The sequence below is a fragment of the Dysgonomonas termitidis genome (genome assembly GCF_054657735.1).
Genome location: NZ_BAAHYD010000003.1, coordinates 1,353,643 through 1,371,177 on the forward strand (window position 1 = coordinate 1,353,643; position 17,535 = coordinate 1,371,177).

Here is a 17,535-nt window from a genome sequence, read left to right on the forward strand (position 1 = left end):
TGTGGTAGTATAGTAATTGAATTTTATTTATTCATGCTGAATGATGGCGGCACAGCGTTATCGTCTGAGGCCCATTCTTTATTCGGATGTTTTCCCATAACAAGTTCGAGCTTTCCTCCACGCATCAGTTCTTCATGTGAGAACCATGATTTATTCCAGTCTTTACCATTTAGCTTTGCTGATTGGATGTATTTATTTTCAGGAGAATAATTGATCGCCACAACCTCAAATGATTTTCCGTTGCCGATATCCAGTTTTGCAATCTCGAAGGTCGGACTTCCTATTACGTACATTGGTAGTCCGGGGGTAACGGGATAAAATCCGATCTGCGAAAATACGACAAATGCAGTGAGTCCGCCGCCGTCTTCATCGCCGGGAATACCCATCAGGTCGTTTCTGAACCATTGATTGAGCAGGGTATGCACACGCTTTTGCGTACGCCATGGCTGTCCTGCATAATTGTATAAATACGGAATGTGCATCGAAGGCTCGTTGCCCATCGAGAATTGTCCGACATTACCGCTATGATCGGCGTAAATATGGTAAAAATCGGGTTTCCCTTTCCCCAGAGGGGTGCTGTACATATCTTCAAGTTCTTTTACAAAAGCATCTTTTCCTCCGAGCATGCTCACTAAGTCTGCAATATTGTGCGGCACATCCCAGCGATATACATATCCGTTGTTCTCATCGTAAGCATCGCGTCCGCCAATACCCGGTGGAAAGCGGTAATCAAGGTCTTCCATGAATTTGCCTGATGCATCTTTAGGGTGGAAAAACCTGGTCTCGGGATTAAACACCTTATGGTAGTTCAAGCTACGTTTCGAAAAGTAATCGGCTTCATCATTCTTCCCTAATTGTTTTGCAATTAACGAGAGGCACCACTCATCGTAGACTGTACCTAAAGTAACGGCGATAGGCTGGCGTCTTTCCCATCCGTGGACTTCCGGAGCTGTTTCCTTTTCTCCCTTTGATAAGGACGGGAAGTATCCGTGTTCTTTGTAGAACCGGTCTAATACTCCGGCGGGCTTGGACGACCAGGGAGCAAGTGTTTTTTCGGTGATTGCCGCTTTACTCACATTGTATGCCTCTTCGAGATCGAATCCTCTCAATCCTTTTATGTAGGCATCGGCAACCATAGCTGCCCCGTGATTCGAATTCATACGGCGGCTGTCGCCCGTCACTTCGGGGAAGTTTGGCATCCATGGATTTTTCATCTGGCGAGTCATTACTATGTATGAGTTAACCATATCATTTTCCATTTCAGGTTCGATAATTATGCGCAACGGATGAGTCGCACGGTAAGTATCCCAGATCCAGTCGTCGGTATAGAATGGACGGCCTTCATCATCATGGACTTTGCTGTCATAAGCACTGAAATATTTACCGTCTTCCGAAATGCAAATCATACGTTCGTAAGTGCGGTAAAGAGAGGTGTAAAAAACTGTCTTGGCATTCTCGTCGATACCGGAAACCTGTATTTTTCCCAATGTTGAATTCCAGATGTCACGGCCTTTTTGCGCTACGTTTTCCATATCATAGTCTTTTATTTCACGCCTTAGATTATTTTTAGCCTGTTCGGCACTTATAAACGAGACTCCGTAACGCACTTTTATTTGTTTGGTTCCGGCAGGATATTTCATCACATAAAAAGCGTTCCGGCCTTGGGTGGTTTTTTCATTGCTATTTATGGTATTCCCTTTGTATGTTCCAACTTCTGAAGGTTGTATATCAGTTTCGAAGTAGATATATACTTTTGTATTATTGCTCAGATTCTGATATCCGTATATTGTATTCTTTTCCGAATTGAGTTCCCCGTTCCGGGTATTGAGGATTAGATAGGCGGGTTCATTATTATTTTCGAACCCGATGTCGTAAATTCCTGCCTGATGTGACGGAGCATACTGCGCATGTATATTATAATCGTCGAGGTCGACACTGTAATAATAAGGTTTTATAATCTCATTGTCGTAGCCGAAGTTAATCACACTTGTTATATCATCTGCCGCTCCCTGATACGGGCTCAGATTAAAGGCAGAACTTCCCCTGTGGCTTGTGACGATAAGGGGAAGTCCTGCGATAGTATTACCTGTATAATTTTCACGTTCGGGATATACCCGAAGCATGCTGTTAGGTAAATGTACAGTCGGATACGTGGGCACCAAAAGGTGGTTTATGTTACCGATGTACGGATTTACAAAATCTACAGGCTGGCTTTTGTTCTGGGCATTTATATTGCTTGTTAGTAAAAACAGTAAAATTAAGGTATAAGAGACGAATATACTTTTCTTCATATTTTTGTTGGAATATTATATTCAAATAAAAGCTAAATCGTTTTTCAGGCTGACTGTTGTGTCTGCAAATTATATTGTGCAAACGTATATTTCCGCTATTAACCCGTATCTTAATTAATTATTAATTGGCGTCAAAAGCAACACTTTTGTCTCATTTGTACACTAACGAATGATCTGTTTGTATCTCCGGTAAGATGACCTTTTATTGTATGTTTTTGTTGTAATTATGTTGATATTTAATATTTTATGTAAAATGGTGCATAAAGGAGTCTTTTGGCTGTGCGGTCCGGGAAGATCCTTTAATATTTTGTATATAATTACGAATAACTAATTTTATGTAAATTTGTACTAGCTGCTATACCTTAAAAGAAATAAGATGAAAATTTCTATACTTTTTGTTTTTATTTTTTCTTCTTTCCTTACTATTATCTCACAATCCAAAGATATGGATAAGGATCTTTCATATGGATTGAATTTTAAGTCACATGAAGTAAATAAGGATGACAGGACTTCTCTTGATTTACTCCCCGACGCATTTTTGAAACTCTCAAAAGGATATACACTCGGATTTGACCTTAAACTTACAAACAGTAACCATACATACGGATATATATTCAGGATTATAGCAAATGATACTACAAGTCTGGATATGACATCTTATCTGGGGAATAATCGCATCAATCTTATACTTAACGGCATACATAACACGAAAGCCTCATCGGAATATAAATATGAGCGCAAACGACTCGAAGACAAATGGGTGAAAGTAAAGATAGAGGTCCGTACGGGCTCAGTAACATTTTCCATAGACGGAGATGAAATACAGATTGATACACCCGATAATCCGTCAGGAATATCTATTATAGAAAAGATATACTTTGGAGCTAACAGACATAAGTTTTTTTATACTTCCGATGTGCCTCCCATGTCGGTTAAAGATATCGTAATAAAGGATGAGAAAGGAAAGATCATCCGTAGATGGGATATGGGGAGACATGATACGGGCGTTGTATATGATGAAACTAACGGATACAGGGCTACTGTATCGAACGGTATATGGGAAATAGACAGGCATACGAACTGGAATAAAGATATGAGCCTGATTACGAAGAACTATAATCCCCAGATAGCAACGGATTCTATTAACAACAGGGTATTTGTAGCCACAAATGACAGCTTATATATAATGCATCTGAAGAATAAGTCGGTACAACGTATAAAGGTTAATAGCGGCAGGCCTTTTCAGGGGGCATCCAGCTATCTGATCTATGATTATAAAGCTGACAGGCTTATATCATACAGCATAAGCCAGCCCGAACTGATACTGTATGATTTCGGGTCAGATACATGGTCGGGGAGTCCGGTGGATATGTCTTTGTATATTCAGCATCATAACAGGTTCATAGATCCGTATACAAATCAACTGGTCATATTCGGAGGCTACGGCCTGTACAGATATAGCGCTGCTTTATCGACTTATAATCCAGGCACGAGAGAGTGGGAGTCAAATGACCTTATCGGCCAGTTGACCCCCCGTTATTTGTCATCGATGGGGTATCTGGGAGATGGACAGATACTCGTATTCGGGGGGTATGGCAGCAAGACCGGATTGCAGGAGGCTTCTTCGTACAATATATATGATCTTCAATTGATCGATACAAGGAACAAGACAACTGAGGAACTAGGTATGTTGACCAGAATGCAGGAGCCGTATGTTTTTGGTAATTCGATGATAATCAATGTGGCGGAGAATAAGTTTTATACTCTTGCCAACAGAAGCGATGTTTATAAATCTTCTATACGCCTGATGGAAGTGAATATGGATGACTTTTCTTACAGGTTCCTGTCCGATTCCATACCATACAATTTTCAGGATACAGAGTCTTTTTGTGATATGTTCAGATATAAAAATTCCGGCATATATGCGGTTATATTACAGAGAACAGAAGAGGGAGCGTTTGAAATCGGTATATATTCTTTACTTTATCCACCATTGTCTCAACCGGATATTTTACCGGTATATAATGCAGGTGGGGCATTCAGTAATTCGCCTGTGACCTATATCGTAATAGGTTTGCTGGCCGTGGTGGTTCTGTTGATTATCTCTCTGATTATGAGATTCGGATATAATAAACAAAATATCCACCCTGAGGCTGTGGGAAATAGAGATTCTTTTCCGGAACAATTGCAGGTACAGCCTGCTCATTATTATAAAGATAAGAAACAGTCCACGATATCGCTGCTGGGAGGTTTTCAGATTTTCGACCGTAAAGGCAATGATATCACAGGATACTTTACTCCGGTAATCAGGCAAATGTTCCTTATGTGTTTGCTCGAATATATTGCTACGGGAAAAGGAATAACATCCGAGCGTTTGGATGAGCAGTTCTGGTTTGATATGGATAAGAACAAGGCGACAAACAACCGGAATGTAAATATCCGTAAACTACGGCTTCTTCTTCAGGAAACAGGCGATGTAGCTTTTCAGAAAGATAACAGTTACTGGCACGTAAGTATCGGGAAAGATACCTTTTGCGATTATGTAACTGTAATGAATCTGTTGCATGAAATATCAGGTAGCGATAGAATGAATAAAGCCACCGTGGAAAAGATTATTGATATTGCATCAGCGGGTTTGTTGCTGCCGAATATAGATAAGAGATGGGCAGATAAATATCAGTCCGGTTATTCCGATCTGCTTATCAATAATTTGCTCAAAGCAGCAAAAAGTATGGGTATTAAAGACGATTTCCGGCTGTTGGTAAAGTTGGCTGATGTAATACTTATACATGATAGTATAGACGAAGATTCCGTGCAGATCAAATGCCGGAGTTTATATAAGTTAGGACAAAAAGGTTTGTCAAAGCAATGCTATGATAAATTTTGTCTGGATTATAAGAGCATCCTGAACGAAGAACCACAGCTCAAATATGATTCTATTATCCTTTCGGAATAGAAAATACCGGTATCCCATTCTACATTGGCATACCGGCACATTATTTCATTAAATTATTATCCTATCTGGCTGCCCGGAGTTACGTCTTTAGGCGGCTGTATCAATGATAGTGTTCCATCACTGTCTTCCACAGACAACAGCATTCCCTGCGATTCCACTCCTTTCAGCTTACGTGGCTCAAGGTTAGCCACAAAGCATACCTGTTTGCCTATAAGGTCTTCGGGTTTGTACCATGCGGCGATACCCGATATGATTGTACGTTTGCCCATTCCGTCATATATAAGGAACTGGAGCAGTTTATCAGCTTTCGGCACTTTTATGCATTCCAATACTTTGCCTACACGAAGGTCGAGTTTTGCAAAATCATCGAAAGCTATATTTGCTTTCTGAGGGGCAACCTTTATCTCCACAGCCTGTTCATTGGCTTTCTTTGTGTCAAGCAACTTTTGTATTTGTTTTTCGATCGCTTCATCCTCTATCTTGGCAAATAGCAGTTCCGAAGGGTTCAGCTGATGGCCTGCCGGCAATAGATCTATTCTGCCCAGTTGTTCCCATGTCAGATTATCTTTATTAATGAACTGGCGGATTTTCTGCACGCTGAACGGTAGGAATGGTTCGAAGGCGATAGACAAATTTGCTGTCAGTTGCAATGCGATATTCATTATGGTTTCCACACGGGACATATCTGTTTTAGCCACTTTCCACGGCTCGGTATCCGCCAGGTACTTATTCCCGATACGGGCCAGGTTCATAGCTTCTTTCAGTGCATCGCGGAAACGGAATGTCTCAAGATATGATTCCACCACTTCTTTTACGTCGGCAAACTCTTTCAGGGTTTCTTTATCGTAGCCGGTCAACTCGTGTATCTGCGGGACTTTATTGTCGAAATATTTTTGAGTAAGTACCAGCGCACGGTTGATGAAGTTTCCGAGTATGGCGACCAGTTCATTGTTGTTACGAGCCTGAAAGTCTTTCCATGTAAAGTCATTATCCTTAGTTTCAGGGGCATTTGCCGTAAGCACATAACGCAGGATATCCTGTTGTCCCGGAAAATCGTCGAGGTACTCATGCAGCCATACAGCCCAGTTGCGCGATGTGGATATTTTATCTCCTTCGAGATTCAGGAATTCATTTGCCGGAACGTTTTCCGGTAGGATAAACGAGCCTTCTGCTTTCAGCATGGCCGGGAATACGATGCAATGGAATACGATATTGTCCTTGCCGATGAAGTGAAGCAATTTTGTATCTTCCGATTTCCACCATTTCTCCCAGCTGTCAGGTAACAATTCTTTTGTATTCGATATATAACCGATAGGCGCATCGAACCATACATAAAGCACTTTCCCCTTGGCGTCCGGCAGAGGAATAGGTACACCCCAGTCGAGGTCGCGGCTTACGGCGCGGGGTTGTAATCCCATATCGAGCCATGATTTGCATTGTCCGTACACATTCGGCTTCCATTCTTTGTGGTCTTCAAGTATCCACTGGCGAAGCCATGACTCGTGTTTATCGAGAGGCAAGTACCAGTGTTTTGTCTCTCGCATTACAGGTGTCGAACCTGAAATTGTGGAACGGGGATTCTTCAGGTCGGTAGGGCTTAAAGATGTTCCGCACGATTCGCACTGGTCTCCGTATGCGTTCGGATTGCCGCAATGCGGGCATTCACCCATTATGTAGCGGTCGGCAAGGAACATTTGCGCCTCTTCGTCGAAATATTGTTCGCTTGTCTTTTCTTCAAAATCTCCGCTTTGATATAGTTTGAGAAAAAAGTCAGAAGCTGTTTGCTTATGTATCTCCGAACTTGTGCGCGAATAGATATTGAAGGATATGCCGAAATCCTCAAACGATTTTTTGATTATGGTATGATATTTATCTACGATATCCTGTGGCGTCACACCTTCTTTTTTGGCGCGTATGGTAATCGGTACCCCATGTTCGTCAGAACCTCCGATGTGTATTACTTCCTGACCTTTCAGCCTGAGGTAACGCACATAAATATCGGCAGGAATATAAACGCCTGCCAGATGCCCGATATGGACAGGCCCGTTGGCATAGGGAAGGGCCGATGTAACGAGGGTTCTTTTGAATTTCTTAGTCATATAGTATATTGTTTTATATTTTTTCAGAATATCAGGATGCAAAGATAGAAACTAAAAAGGAAAAGATATTTTTTTTATAAATTAATTCGTTCCTATTTTCCATGTTAAGAAGATTATATAAACAAATCGGTCTGTCCGGATGTTAACTAACCGGACATATAGATGCAGCTTTTTAACATTTTGTTCATCTATACAGTATAAGTGATTAAAATATAGGTATTAATTAAAAATAAGTAAAAATGAAGAACTTAACAAAAACAATGCTGACACTACTTTCGGTAGCCGTATTATTATCATTCACAACTTCAATGAATGCACAGGATAAAAAAAACGATATAGAGAAGGCGCTGGCTCCATTCCCTAAAGCCGGAGAAGGGATGGTAAGACACGTAATAGAAATGAAAAAGAAGTCAGATGAATCATTGTACAAAGTAGAGATTATTCCCGGAAAAGTGATGAGCGTAGATTGTAATCATCACTCGCTTATGGGTAAATTGGAAGAAAAAGACCTGCAAGGCTGGGGATATACTTATTATGAGTTTACTTCTGACGGGCAAACCCGTTCCACAATGATGGCCTGTAACAAACCAAACGAAAACAAGTTTGTCAGCGGCCAAACCCTTATTGTAAGATACAACAGCAAATTGCCTATTGTAATATATGCGCCAAAGGGTTATGAGGTGAAATACAGAATATGGAAAGCCGATAAAGAAAAAAGTTCGGTAGAGAAGTAAATGTTAGTAATATAAAAGAAGGAGCCTGAATCCATACCGGAATTCAGGCTCTTCTATTTTTTACAGACCCAGTGTCTTCTTCAATGCCTTATACCCACTCAGGCTTATCCGCACGTGTCCTCCGTTTTTCAGTTTCAGCAGCTGGCTTTGCTTGTCATAGAGCTCTATCTGGGATATAAATTCTATATTGACTATGCTGGAGCGGTGTACCCGTACAAATTTATCTTGAGGCAAGCCGCTTTCGAACGATTTCATTGTTTGCTCCTTCAGGAATTTTCCCTTCGTGGAGTGTATCATTACATAGTCGCCTTCGGCCTGTAAGTGTATGATTTCAGATACCAGTACCACATCTATTTTTTGTCCGTTTTTTACGGCTATACGTTCCAGTGTTTCATTGTTTTCGGCCTCAGTCACCGGTTCCGGTATATTGCCCGGACGTTCCCTTACTTCTTTTTCATTTTCGATCGCTATATCGGCAATCTTATCTTCTGCTATATACATTCGGGTAAATGTCGCTATTGTAAGACTGTATACCAGTAATGCCAGTACAATACGTATAGGGATCGTGTGCAGTAGTACAGCCCAGCCTTCTTCGGGGAATACCAGATATAGAGCCAGAAATTCGATACAGAGCCAGCATGCCACAAAGAGGATAGCCAATGCACTGTAATTGATAAGCTGTTGCCTGACCGGAAATGAAGAAATACGACTATATTGCGCTATATTCCTTAACAATAGGAGTAATCCCGAAAGTACGGTTCCCGATATGGCTGAGTCTGTTATCAATACATATTCGGATATATCCACCAGCGGCTTTATACAGATGTACAGAGTGATGCCTGCTGATGACGCAATGAGAATATGTATATAAATCAGTTTGCGGTTTTCCATTTTCAGGATATTAGTTTCTTATTTCGCCGCTTCCGAACATAGCGCTCCCTTTGATTACCAGGCGTGGCACACCGGTTTCCCTTATTTTTTCACTGAAATGATATCTTTTATCTTCGAAAGAGCCCAGTAAGGAGTTGCTTTTTAATTCCACAGTCCAGTCGGATGGAATATAAATGACAATACTGCCGAACATCACGTTGGCTTCGAGTATGCCCGCGGATTCGCTAAGATTTGCACGGCGCAGGTCTATAATCAGCTCCCCGAACATTACATTGGCTTCTCCTCCTTTAAAATTCTGAGAGAGAACAATCTGTTCCGATCCGCCAAACATCAGGTTCTTGTCAATATAGTCGGCACTGTTCTGTTCTGCCGGATTGTAATTACCATTTGTTGATTCTCGCCTGCATCCTTTATGGAATTCCTTTTTGGGTGAAGAAAAAGAACGGCTTATTACTAGAAGGACCCCGCCAGCAATAAGCAGGACAGGCCAGTATGTTTTGATATCTACGTCGAACCGTACAAAATATTCGGGAAACACGTTGCATAAAACAGGATATATAAAGAAAATGCCGACAGCTAGAAGAACGAAAGCTCCTACATATTGCCTTTTCAGTAATGTCCATATACCTAATACAATCAGAAGCATCTGCCATGATATAAGTATCCGTTTGTATTCTATCGGTATAATACCCAAATTGAGGAACAGGAACACTCCTCCAAAAAGAATTAAGAAGAGAGCGAATCCGATACCGTTTCCATTTCCTCTTTTAAACAGGTGTTTATCATTATAGTTTCTTTCCATAAGAACACGTTTTATTAGTTTTTGATACAAAAATACATCCGCTATAGTTTGCAGGCAATATTAAATCGACAAACAAATACTATTTCCCGATGAAATCAATATATTAATTAGCAAATCCTGAAATTAGCCGATGTGAAAATATGCTGTTTATGAATATCGCGACTAGTAAAAGGAAATAAAATATGAATTGGCTAATCTCAGGATTTGCTAATCCGTAATCAATATATCGGTCTGAAGCCGTCCTGCAGGCTATTTCCCCTCGCTTCCACTGTCTTTATATCCTGCATTTTCCATTCTCTGGCAATGGCTGCATCTCCTGTGCACGGGAATATGCCAAAGCATGAGCCCGTCCTTTGGGTGGTTATATAGATAGTGATATTGTCGTTCATCTTATAGGGGATTATTTCGAATGTCAGGTTATGCGATGTCTTTTCAAACAGGGCTGAATCTTCCATCTTATATTCTGCCGGATAAGGACGATAGAGCATTGTCCAAACGAAATCCTTTATATTTCTTTCTTTTAATGCATGGTAATATTGGCTGCCAGCCTTGGCAAAAGATATGAATAAGAGAAGCGCCAGACCTGCCGTAATTATGTTTCCGGCCCTTTTGCGTATTTTCTTATTATCTTTCAGAATTAAGGATATAGCAAAAAATATCATGGAAAATATTACTCCCGCGCAGAATCTGAAGTCGCGCGCGGTTAAGAGCCAGTATATAAGATTAGTGCATAGTATAAGAAATACAAAATACATATACGCAGGAATATTCCCTTTCTTTCCGATATACCAGGATACTGTAATAAAGACAGCAATTACCGACAGGAAAAAATAGGTAGTCCATGACAGCAGAAAAGTAGAAAAAGAAAGATTCTCCAAATAATGAGGAATCGCATAATCAAACCCGCTATTTCCGATTTCACTGATGTATTCACGCTGTTTGATGAGGATATATTCAGGTACTTTCCAGTCGAACGAAAACAAATCCATTTCTCCTAACGGATAGACCAAATAGCCCGTAATGATTACATTCCGTATCAGCCAAAGTATAACAACGGTCATTGCGCTGATACCCGGGAATAGTATTTCTTTATAGTTTTTTTCTTTGATGAGATGATACATTACATACAGGCTAACCAGGCATAGCGGGGCGAAGAGTAGCTTGTAGGTTACCAGGCTGGTGATAACAAAAACATATAAGACAGCTTTTTCCTTAAGAGCATCCGGATATAATACCAAATTTGACATAAGATAAAATACGGCCAGATTAGGTATTGTATCGGTTGAAGTATCAGCAATGCCTTCTTTCGAAAAATAGAATAAGAGAAAGTAAAAGATAAGTAGAATCAGGCGTTTAACTTCAAATCTGCTATTTATTGTTTCATATAATATCCATATGGCCAGTAATATAGCCAATACGCTTTGTAAACAATAAACAGGCTGTCCGAATAAGAAGCGGAGTGTGAAAATAGAACTCAGCAGCAGGTAGTTCGAATTAAAACCCAGCCTGTCCTCGAAATTTCCCAATCCGGGGATAACGGCAAAATCTTCATTCCACCGGATATTCTGGTAATGGTAGTAATTGGGATCGAAACTAAGGAAGGAGGAGTAAAGGCAAAGGATACAAAAAGAGAGTATAGTCAGGCCGATAATCAATAATTGCACTATTGATAATCTGCCTATTTTTAGGCGTATGCTTTTGATGATTTCCTGTAAATGGTGTCTCCTCATACACCAGTATATGATTATTAAACCCAGGAATGAGAATAACACATACTGATTTGACGGGATAAATAAAGATGACAGGGACAACGGAATCAGAATAACGCACATTCCGGTAAGAAAGCGGTCGGTCAGAGAATAACCGGTGCGATTATTACATAAAATCTGATATAAATAGATAAAGAAATCCCCGGCAGAAAACAAGACGAAGAAAATTAGAAGCCAGGATACAAGTATTGCAATCATTCTTTAACCGTAATCGTTAGGGTCGCAGACCTATTTGTTCTCTCAAAAAATAAAACGACAAGAGCAAATCATAATTTGATAATTTATTATTACTCATAATAGGCAAATATATAAAATATTTGGCAGGAACTTTATCTATAGTTTAGAAGCTTTTTTGTTATCAGCAATTAGCTTATGGTCTTTGACGTGTTGACAGGCCTGCCCGGAGGGGGAACTTACAATGAAGAAAAGAAGTAATATGTGGAAAGTGTTACCTTTTAACAGTTACAAGTTTGCCTCGCCTTCGCTTCGGCGAATGTTATTTCTTCGCCCTAGGGCAGTTACGAGTTACGAGTAGACAAGATACGAGATACAAAATACAAGTTGTTCACTGTTTACTGTTAACTGATATATCTGTTACCTTTGTTACCTTTTAACAGTTACAAGTTACTTCGCCCTTCGGGCAGTTATGAGTTACGAGTAGACAAAATACGAGATACGAGTTGTTCACTGCTGACTGTTTACTGTTAACTGAAATAAGTGTTACCTTTTAACAGTTACAGGTTACTTCGCCCTAGGGCAGTTACGAGTAGACAAGATACGAGATACGAGTTGTTCACTGTTTACTGTTTACTGTTTACTGATATATCTGTTACCTTTGTTGCTTTTTAACAGTTGCAGGTTACTTCGTCTTCGGGCAGTTTCAGGTTATGAGGAAAAGAATTAGCTTCACTGACCGTTGTTACTTAATTTTTCATTCTTAATTTTTCATTCTTAATTGATTCCTGTTACCTTTGTAACTCAAATATTGTTATTATAAATACGCAAATAATAAAATAGGTTCGTGACCTGAAAAAACAGATATAATGTTGACGCTGAAAACCATTAGTGAGAATCCGGAGCTGGTTATAAAAAAACTGGCCAAGAAGCATTTCGACGGAAAAGAAATAATAGAGAAAGTACTGGATATAGACCAGACAAGAAAGAAAACGCAAACAACACTCGATGCAAGCCTGGCCGAATCCAATAGTTTATCCAAACATATCGGGCAACTGATGAAGGAAGGTAAAAAGACAGAGGCGGAAGCTGCAAAAAACAGAGTGTCGGAACTAAAAAGCGAAAATAAGATATTGGAAGATGCTTTGCGTCAGGCAGAACAGGATTTGCAGGATTTGCTTGTACTTATACCCAATCTTCCTGCCGATGAAGTTCCCGAAGGCCGTACACCGGAAGATAATGTAGTGGAACGTACCGGCGGAACAATTCCCGATCTGGGGAAAGACGCGCTTCCTCACTGGGATTTAGCCAAGAAATATGATTTGATAGACTTTGAACTCGGGGTAAAAATCTCAGGTGCGGGTTTTCCCGTTTACAAAGGGAAAGGTGCGCGGTTGCAGCGGGCATTGATCAATTATTTCCTTGATAAGGCGCGCGAAGCCGGATATATGGAAGTACAGCCTCCATATGTAGTAAATGCTGCGTCAGGCTACGGTACAGGCCAGTTGCCGGATAAAGAAGGCCAGATGTATCATGCAACGCTGGACGACTTATATCTGATCCCTACGGCGGAAGTTCCGGTAACTAATATTTATCGAGATGTAATATTGGAAGAGAAGGATTTTCCTGTGATGAATACCGCTTATTCGGCTTGTTTCCGGCGTGAAGCAGGATCATACGGGAAAGATGTGCGCGGTTTGAACCGTTTGCACCAGTTCGATAAGGTAGAGATTGTCCGCATCGACAAGCCGGAGCACTCTTACCAATCATTGAAAGAAATGGTGGCTCATGTTCAGTCTCTTGTCGAAGAATTGGGTTTACCCTGGCGCATCCTTCGTCTGTGTGGAGGCGATATGAGTTTCACATCGGCCCTTACATTCGACTTCGAAGTGTTCTCAGCAGCACAGCAGCGTTGGCTGGAGGTAAGTTCTGTATCGAACTTTGAAAGTTATCAGGCCAACCGTTTGAAGTGCCGTTACCGTGATGCTGATAAAAAGATTCAGTTGGTGCATACGTTGAATGGAAGCGCGCTGGCTTTGCCGCGTATAGTAGCTGCTTTACTGGAGAATAATCAGACTGCCGAAGGTATCCGTATACCGGACGCATTGGTGCCATATACGGGATTTGAATTTATTAATTAAAGTGAAAAAGGAACTATTTGATTCGGGAAACTGTTATTTTAAGTAGTTAATGTATTATTTTTGTGCTAATCGTTAAAACTAAGATAATTATAAAAAGGTATGAATAAGAAATTAATTGGAATCGGATTGGCTATTGCTTTCGTTATAGGTTTTGGTTCATGTAAACCAAAACAAAGCGCCTACAAATCAGTGTACGAAGCGGCTAAAGAGAGAGATGTGGAAGATAATACAACATCGGCTGCTGTTTCTAAACCCGCGGCTACCACACCGACATACACTCCAAGCACTAACGAATCTGTAAGGAAGGAAAAAGTAACACCTGTATATGAGAGTGATGCGTCAGGATTAAAGGCATACAGCGTAGTAGTTGCTGCTATGGCAATGAAGCCGGGAGCAGAATCATTGAAGGAAAGATTCGGTAATGATGGTTACAATATTATTCTGGCTCGTAACGAGCAAGGTATGTACCGCGTGATTATCGCAAGCTATGACTCAAAAGAACAGGCTGTGGCCAAGAAAAATGAAATTCTGGCAAAATATGCGGAATTAGGCGATCCATCTACACTAAAAGCTAAATATGGTATACCATTCAATGACTGGTGGATACTTCAGAGAGAATACTGATCGTCAGATAATATAATAATAGGGGGGACATAATGTTCTCCCTGTTTTTTTGTTATCGGATACGATAATTTTTATCTATATAACGGGTTAAGAGAAACCCGCATCTGAACATTTGAAGTTCTTATATTATTATAAATAGTTCACAGGGTTATGTAAGGTTTCAATATTAGCTTGTTAAAAGTGACGGGCTTTTGTAAGTTTCTTTGTATAAGAGTATTGTTTCCTTTTGTTTTTTTCTATCTTTGTATATTGAATAGTAAAAAAGTTTCCTATTTATTCGCAAAACACATAGGTTTTATGAAAATAACTATACACACAACTTTACTTTTGGCTTTTATCTTTCTTGTCTTACCATGTAAATCTCAGAAAAATCAGGACAAAAAATATAAAAGTTTTTATCAATCTGTGAATAAAACTCACGGGACTATGCCTGTGCAGACCAAGAAGGTTGCAGATTCAGATGTTATAATAGAAAAAATTACAGTTGCGGAGTTAGACTCCGTGATGAAGAACCTTACAGGGGTGACGGATATTATACAAGACGGAAAGTCATTGTTGCATCCGGTTATTACACTCGAATTAGATCCTCATTCTTCAGCCTCCGAGGCTTTATTTGGCAGTGTTGAAACACAGGACAGGACTCCTGGTGTAGGGAAAGGTACTCCGGAACCGAAAATTCAGAGCTTTCCTATGGTAAAGAAAACCGGAATAGTTGCAGCAGTTAGGCCTCCTTCTGCAAAAAGGGCAGTAGAGTCTGAGCGTGCGACTATAATCCCTTCGGGGACAAGGTCTCCGGTAACGGCTGCGTCGAAAGCTGATGTGACTACATCCACATCGAATCCGGAGAGGGTGGCTCCCGTTTCAAAACCATCGGCATCATTCCGGACATTCAATGATTCGGACTGGAAATTGTTCCGTTCTATGGACGTAAAATTAGTGGATCAGGCGGATAACGGATATATGAAGAAATATGCTATTGTACTGGGTTCTTTCAAGAGCCGGAACAATGCAGACTTTATTAAAAGGACATTTAACGGGGTAGGGGAATACTCGACAGTTGTAAGGAACAATCTTGGAGTGTATTACGTTTTGTTAGGAAATTATGATACTGAAACAGAGGCGATTCAGGGATTGGAAGAGGTGACAAAGAAATATACGGAAGGAGTTTCTAAAACAAGGCGGATAAGTCGTTTTGGAATACCTCTCGACGATTTGTGGATTTTGGTACTTAAATGAATTTGAAAGAATGAGAATAAAATTCTTGGGGACAGGGACGTCTACAGGAGTTCCGGAAATAGGATGTCGATGCGAGGTATGTACCTCCGGCAATGTAAAGGACAGGCGCTTACGAGCGTCTGTCTTAGTGAGTATGGATGACTTAAGATTGTTGATCGATTGCGGTCCTGATTTCAGAGAACAGATTATCAATGAAGAGTTTTCTCCGATTGACGGGGTGTTGCTGACGCATGAACATTATGATCATGTTGGAGGGTTAGATGATTTACGGCCGTTTTGTAAATTTTCAGATGTTGATATCTATGCTAATGGTATTACATTGGATGCTCTCAGGAAGCGGACTCCTTATTTTTTCATGGAACAGAAATATCCCGGGATTCCGGCATTGCTGTTACATGAAGTGGACGCTGAAAAACCTTTTAGGATCAAGAATGTAGAGATACAGCCTATAGGTGTGATGCACTATAAGCTCCCCATACTGGGCTATCGTATCGGTGATTTTGCATACCTGACAGATGTAAAATTTATTCCTGATAGAGAGTATGCTAAATTGGAAGGTTTGGATACGTTGGTTATAAATGCATTACGCATTGGGGAACATATATCGCATCTGAACCTGTCGCAAGCATTGGAGCAAATTAAAAAGATAGCTCCCAAGAAGGCTTATCTTATCCATATGTCGCATGGTATAGGTTTACACGATATGGTGCAACGGACTCTGCCCGGGAATGTGTTCTTATCCTATGATGGACTTGAGGTATTTATATAGTGATACCATATTTACAATTCTTCGTCTTTCTTTTTCCTGACAGTCCAGCCGAAGCCCCCGATTTTATTACCCAGTTCGTAATACTGGCCGTGTGAATAAGCGATCGGGTTTGCATCTTCGAGACTGAACTTGCCCGTTGTGCTGTCAATGTATTTCTCGTCGGCTTTCACATTTACCACGTCGGCTATGAACATATCATGTGAACCGAGGGCAAGTATTTCTTTTACCCGGCATTCTATATTTAATGGTGATTCTTCAATGACAGGGGCCTGCACGATAGATGCTTTTCCTGCGGTGAGCTTCATCTCGTCAAATTTGTTGAAGTCTTTCCCTGATCTGACACCGCACCAATCTGTAGCATAGGCCAGTTCTTCGGTGGTAATATTTATCACGAACTCCATATTCCGTTTGATAATACTGTAGGAATGGCGTTCGGGTCGGATTGATATATAGCACATTGGCGGATTGGTACATATGGTTCCCAACCAGCTAAGGGTAATGATGTTGTATTCGTCGGGGTTACTGCCGCAACTAATCATGGCAGCCGGTAAAGGGTATATCAGCGTTCCCGGTTTCCAGTCCTGCTTCATTTCAGTATGATCTCGTCTTTCTTTATTTTTACACTGCAATAATGGCATTGCAGTTCGATGTTTTCTCTGTCGATAACTTCAAATTTAGTCGGCATAGGTTCATTGTTAGTGATGCATTTAGGGTTATTACACTTCATAATACCTTTTATCTTCCGGGGAAGGATAACCCTTTTCTTTTCCACGACTGTGTAGTCTTTAATGATGTTTAATACAACATTCGGTGCTACTAAAGCTATCTTATTAATGACCTCTTCTTCAAAGAATTTGTCGGAGATCTTAATGATACCCTTAGAGTTCATCTTTTTACTCTCCAGATTATTACCGATGGTAATAGGATTGCTTAGCTTTTCCAGTTCGAGCAGAGATACTACTTTAAAAACTACATCTGAAGGTATATGGTCTATAGCTGTACCATTGCAGAGGGCAGCTACCTGTAATTCTTTCCTTTGTTCTTTCATC

General features: G+C 40.5%; 13 protein-coding genes. 6 read left to right on the top strand and 7 right to left on the bottom strand.

All coding sequences use genetic code 11. From position 1 onward, the window contains the following. Window positions 1-23: 23 nt before the first annotated feature. On the bottom strand, window positions 24-2,291 hold the full coding sequence (locus tag ACYQ3L_RS26455) for a GH92 family glycosyl hydrolase (RefSeq protein WP_379996917.1): 2,268 nt from the start codon (window positions 2,289-2,291) through the stop codon (window positions 24-26). Window positions 2,292-2,667: 376 nt separating this feature from the next. Here ACYQ3L_RS26455 and ACYQ3L_RS26460 point away from each other — a divergent pair, with 376 nt between their 5' ends. Continuing rightward, window positions 2,668-5,247 carry a Kelch repeat-containing protein gene (locus ACYQ3L_RS26460; RefSeq protein WP_379996919.1) on the top strand — a complete coding sequence of 860 codons (2,580 nt, stop codon included), beginning with the start codon at window positions 2,668-2,670 and terminating at the stop codon, window positions 5,245-5,247. 56 nt (window positions 5,248-5,303) lie between these two features. On the opposite strand, the gene metG is transcribed toward ACYQ3L_RS26460, so the two are convergent. After that, window positions 5,304-7,373, bottom strand: a complete 2,070-nt coding sequence (metG, locus tag ACYQ3L_RS26465) for a methionine--tRNA ligase (RefSeq protein ID WP_379996985.1) — start codon at window positions 7,371-7,373, stop codon at window positions 5,304-5,306. Window positions 7,374-7,585: 212 nt separating this feature from the next. On the opposite strand from metG, the gene eco reads away from it, so the two are divergent. Continuing rightward, window positions 7,586-8,080 carry a serine protease inhibitor ecotin gene (gene eco / locus ACYQ3L_RS26470; RefSeq protein ID WP_379996921.1) on the top strand — a complete coding sequence of 165 codons (495 nt, stop codon included), beginning with the start codon at window positions 7,586-7,588 and terminating at the stop codon, window positions 8,078-8,080. Window positions 8,081-8,140: 60 nt separating this feature from the next. Here the strand turns inward: eco and ACYQ3L_RS26475 are convergent, their stop codons facing one another. The 3 genes from ACYQ3L_RS26475 to ACYQ3L_RS26485 form a co-directional block, all read right to left on the bottom strand. Next, a complete protein-coding gene (locus ACYQ3L_RS26475) occupies window positions 8,141-8,971 on the bottom strand; it encodes a LytR/AlgR family response regulator transcription factor (protein ID WP_379996923.1) in 831 nt (276 codons plus the stop codon). Between the two features lie 10 nt (window positions 8,972-8,981). Beyond that, window positions 8,982-9,773: a LiaF transmembrane domain-containing protein gene (locus ACYQ3L_RS26480; protein WP_379996925.1), complete on the bottom strand. Its 792-nt coding sequence runs from the start codon at window positions 9,771-9,773 to the stop codon at window positions 8,982-8,984. A gap of 218 nt (window positions 9,774-9,991) precedes the next feature. Further along, window positions 9,992-11,740, bottom strand: a complete 1,749-nt coding sequence (locus ACYQ3L_RS26485; protein WP_379996927.1) for an LIC_10190 family membrane protein — start codon at window positions 11,738-11,740, stop codon at window positions 9,992-9,994. Between the two features lie 845 nt (window positions 11,741-12,585). Between ACYQ3L_RS26485 and serS the strand changes: the two genes are divergently transcribed. From serS to ACYQ3L_RS26505, 4 genes are all read left to right on the top strand, one after another. Next, window positions 12,586-13,857 (top strand): serine--tRNA ligase, encoded by a 1,272-nt coding sequence (serS, locus tag ACYQ3L_RS26490; RefSeq protein ID WP_379996929.1) that lies wholly within the window; start codon window positions 12,586-12,588, stop codon window positions 13,855-13,857. Window positions 13,858-13,956: 99 nt separating this feature from the next. Next, window positions 13,957-14,481: an SPOR domain-containing protein gene (locus ACYQ3L_RS26495; protein WP_379996931.1), complete on the top strand. Its 525-nt coding sequence runs from the start codon at window positions 13,957-13,959 to the stop codon at window positions 14,479-14,481. A 297-nt stretch (window positions 14,482-14,778) separates the two neighbouring features. Continuing rightward, window positions 14,779-15,717 (top strand): SPOR domain-containing protein, encoded by a 939-nt coding sequence (locus tag ACYQ3L_RS26500; protein WP_459952534.1) that lies wholly within the window; start codon window positions 14,779-14,781, stop codon window positions 15,715-15,717. 10 nt (window positions 15,718-15,727) lie between these two features. Next, window positions 15,728-16,486 carry an MBL fold metallo-hydrolase gene (locus tag ACYQ3L_RS26505; RefSeq protein WP_379996935.1) on the top strand — a complete coding sequence of 253 codons (759 nt, stop codon included), beginning with the start codon at window positions 15,728-15,730 and terminating at the stop codon, window positions 16,484-16,486. Between the two features lie 11 nt (window positions 16,487-16,497). On the opposite strand, the gene ACYQ3L_RS26510 is transcribed toward ACYQ3L_RS26505, so the two are convergent. Both ACYQ3L_RS26510 and pyrI read right to left on the bottom strand, forming a co-directional pair. Next, window positions 16,498-17,076, bottom strand: a complete 579-nt coding sequence (locus tag ACYQ3L_RS26510; protein WP_379996937.1) for a flavin reductase family protein — start codon at window positions 17,074-17,076, stop codon at window positions 16,498-16,500. After that, window positions 17,073-17,534, bottom strand: a complete 462-nt coding sequence (gene pyrI, locus ACYQ3L_RS26515) for an aspartate carbamoyltransferase regulatory subunit (protein WP_379996939.1) — start codon at window positions 17,532-17,534, stop codon at window positions 17,073-17,075. Before pyrI ends, ACYQ3L_RS26510 begins: the two co-directional genes overlap by 4 nt. Window position 17,535 lies beyond the last annotated feature (1 nt).

Excerpts from the sequence above, each read along its gene's own strand:
- ACYQ3L_RS26500 (WP_459952534.1), top strand. The coding sequence starts at position 14,779 with ATGAAAATAACTATACACACAACTTTACTTTTGGCTTTTATCTTTCTT.
- eco (WP_379996921.1), top strand. The coding sequence starts at position 7,586 with ATGAAGAACTTAACAAAAACAATGCTGACACTACTTTCGGTAGCCGTA.
- ACYQ3L_RS26485 (WP_379996927.1), bottom strand. The coding sequence starts at position 11,740 with ATGATTGCAATACTTGTATCCTGGCTTCTAATTTTCTTCGTCTTGTTT.
- ACYQ3L_RS26510 (WP_379996937.1), bottom strand. The coding sequence starts at position 17,076 with ATGAAGCAGGACTGGAAACCGGGAACGCTGATATACCCTTTACCGGCT.
- ACYQ3L_RS26475 (WP_379996923.1), bottom strand. The coding sequence starts at position 8,971 with ATGGAAAACCGCAAACTGATTTATATACATATTCTCATTGCGTCATCA.
- ACYQ3L_RS26505 (WP_379996935.1), top strand. The coding sequence starts at position 15,728 with ATGAGAATAAAATTCTTGGGGACAGGGACGTCTACAGGAGTTCCGGAA.
- ACYQ3L_RS26455 (WP_379996917.1), bottom strand. The coding sequence starts at position 2,291 with ATGAAGAAAAGTATATTCGTCTCTTATACCTTAATTTTACTGTTTTTA.
- ACYQ3L_RS26480 (WP_379996925.1), bottom strand. The coding sequence starts at position 9,773 with ATGGAAAGAAACTATAATGATAAACACCTGTTTAAAAGAGGAAATGGA.
- ACYQ3L_RS26495 (WP_379996931.1), top strand. The coding sequence starts at position 13,957 with ATGAATAAGAAATTAATTGGAATCGGATTGGCTATTGCTTTCGTTATA.
- serS (WP_379996929.1), top strand. The coding sequence starts at position 12,586 with ATGTTGACGCTGAAAACCATTAGTGAGAATCCGGAGCTGGTTATAAAA.
- pyrI (WP_379996939.1), bottom strand. The coding sequence starts at position 17,534 with ATGAAAGAACAAAGGAAAGAATTACAGGTAGCTGCCCTCTGCAATGGT.
- ACYQ3L_RS26460 (WP_379996919.1), top strand. The coding sequence starts at position 2,668 with ATGAAAATTTCTATACTTTTTGTTTTTATTTTTTCTTCTTTCCTTACT.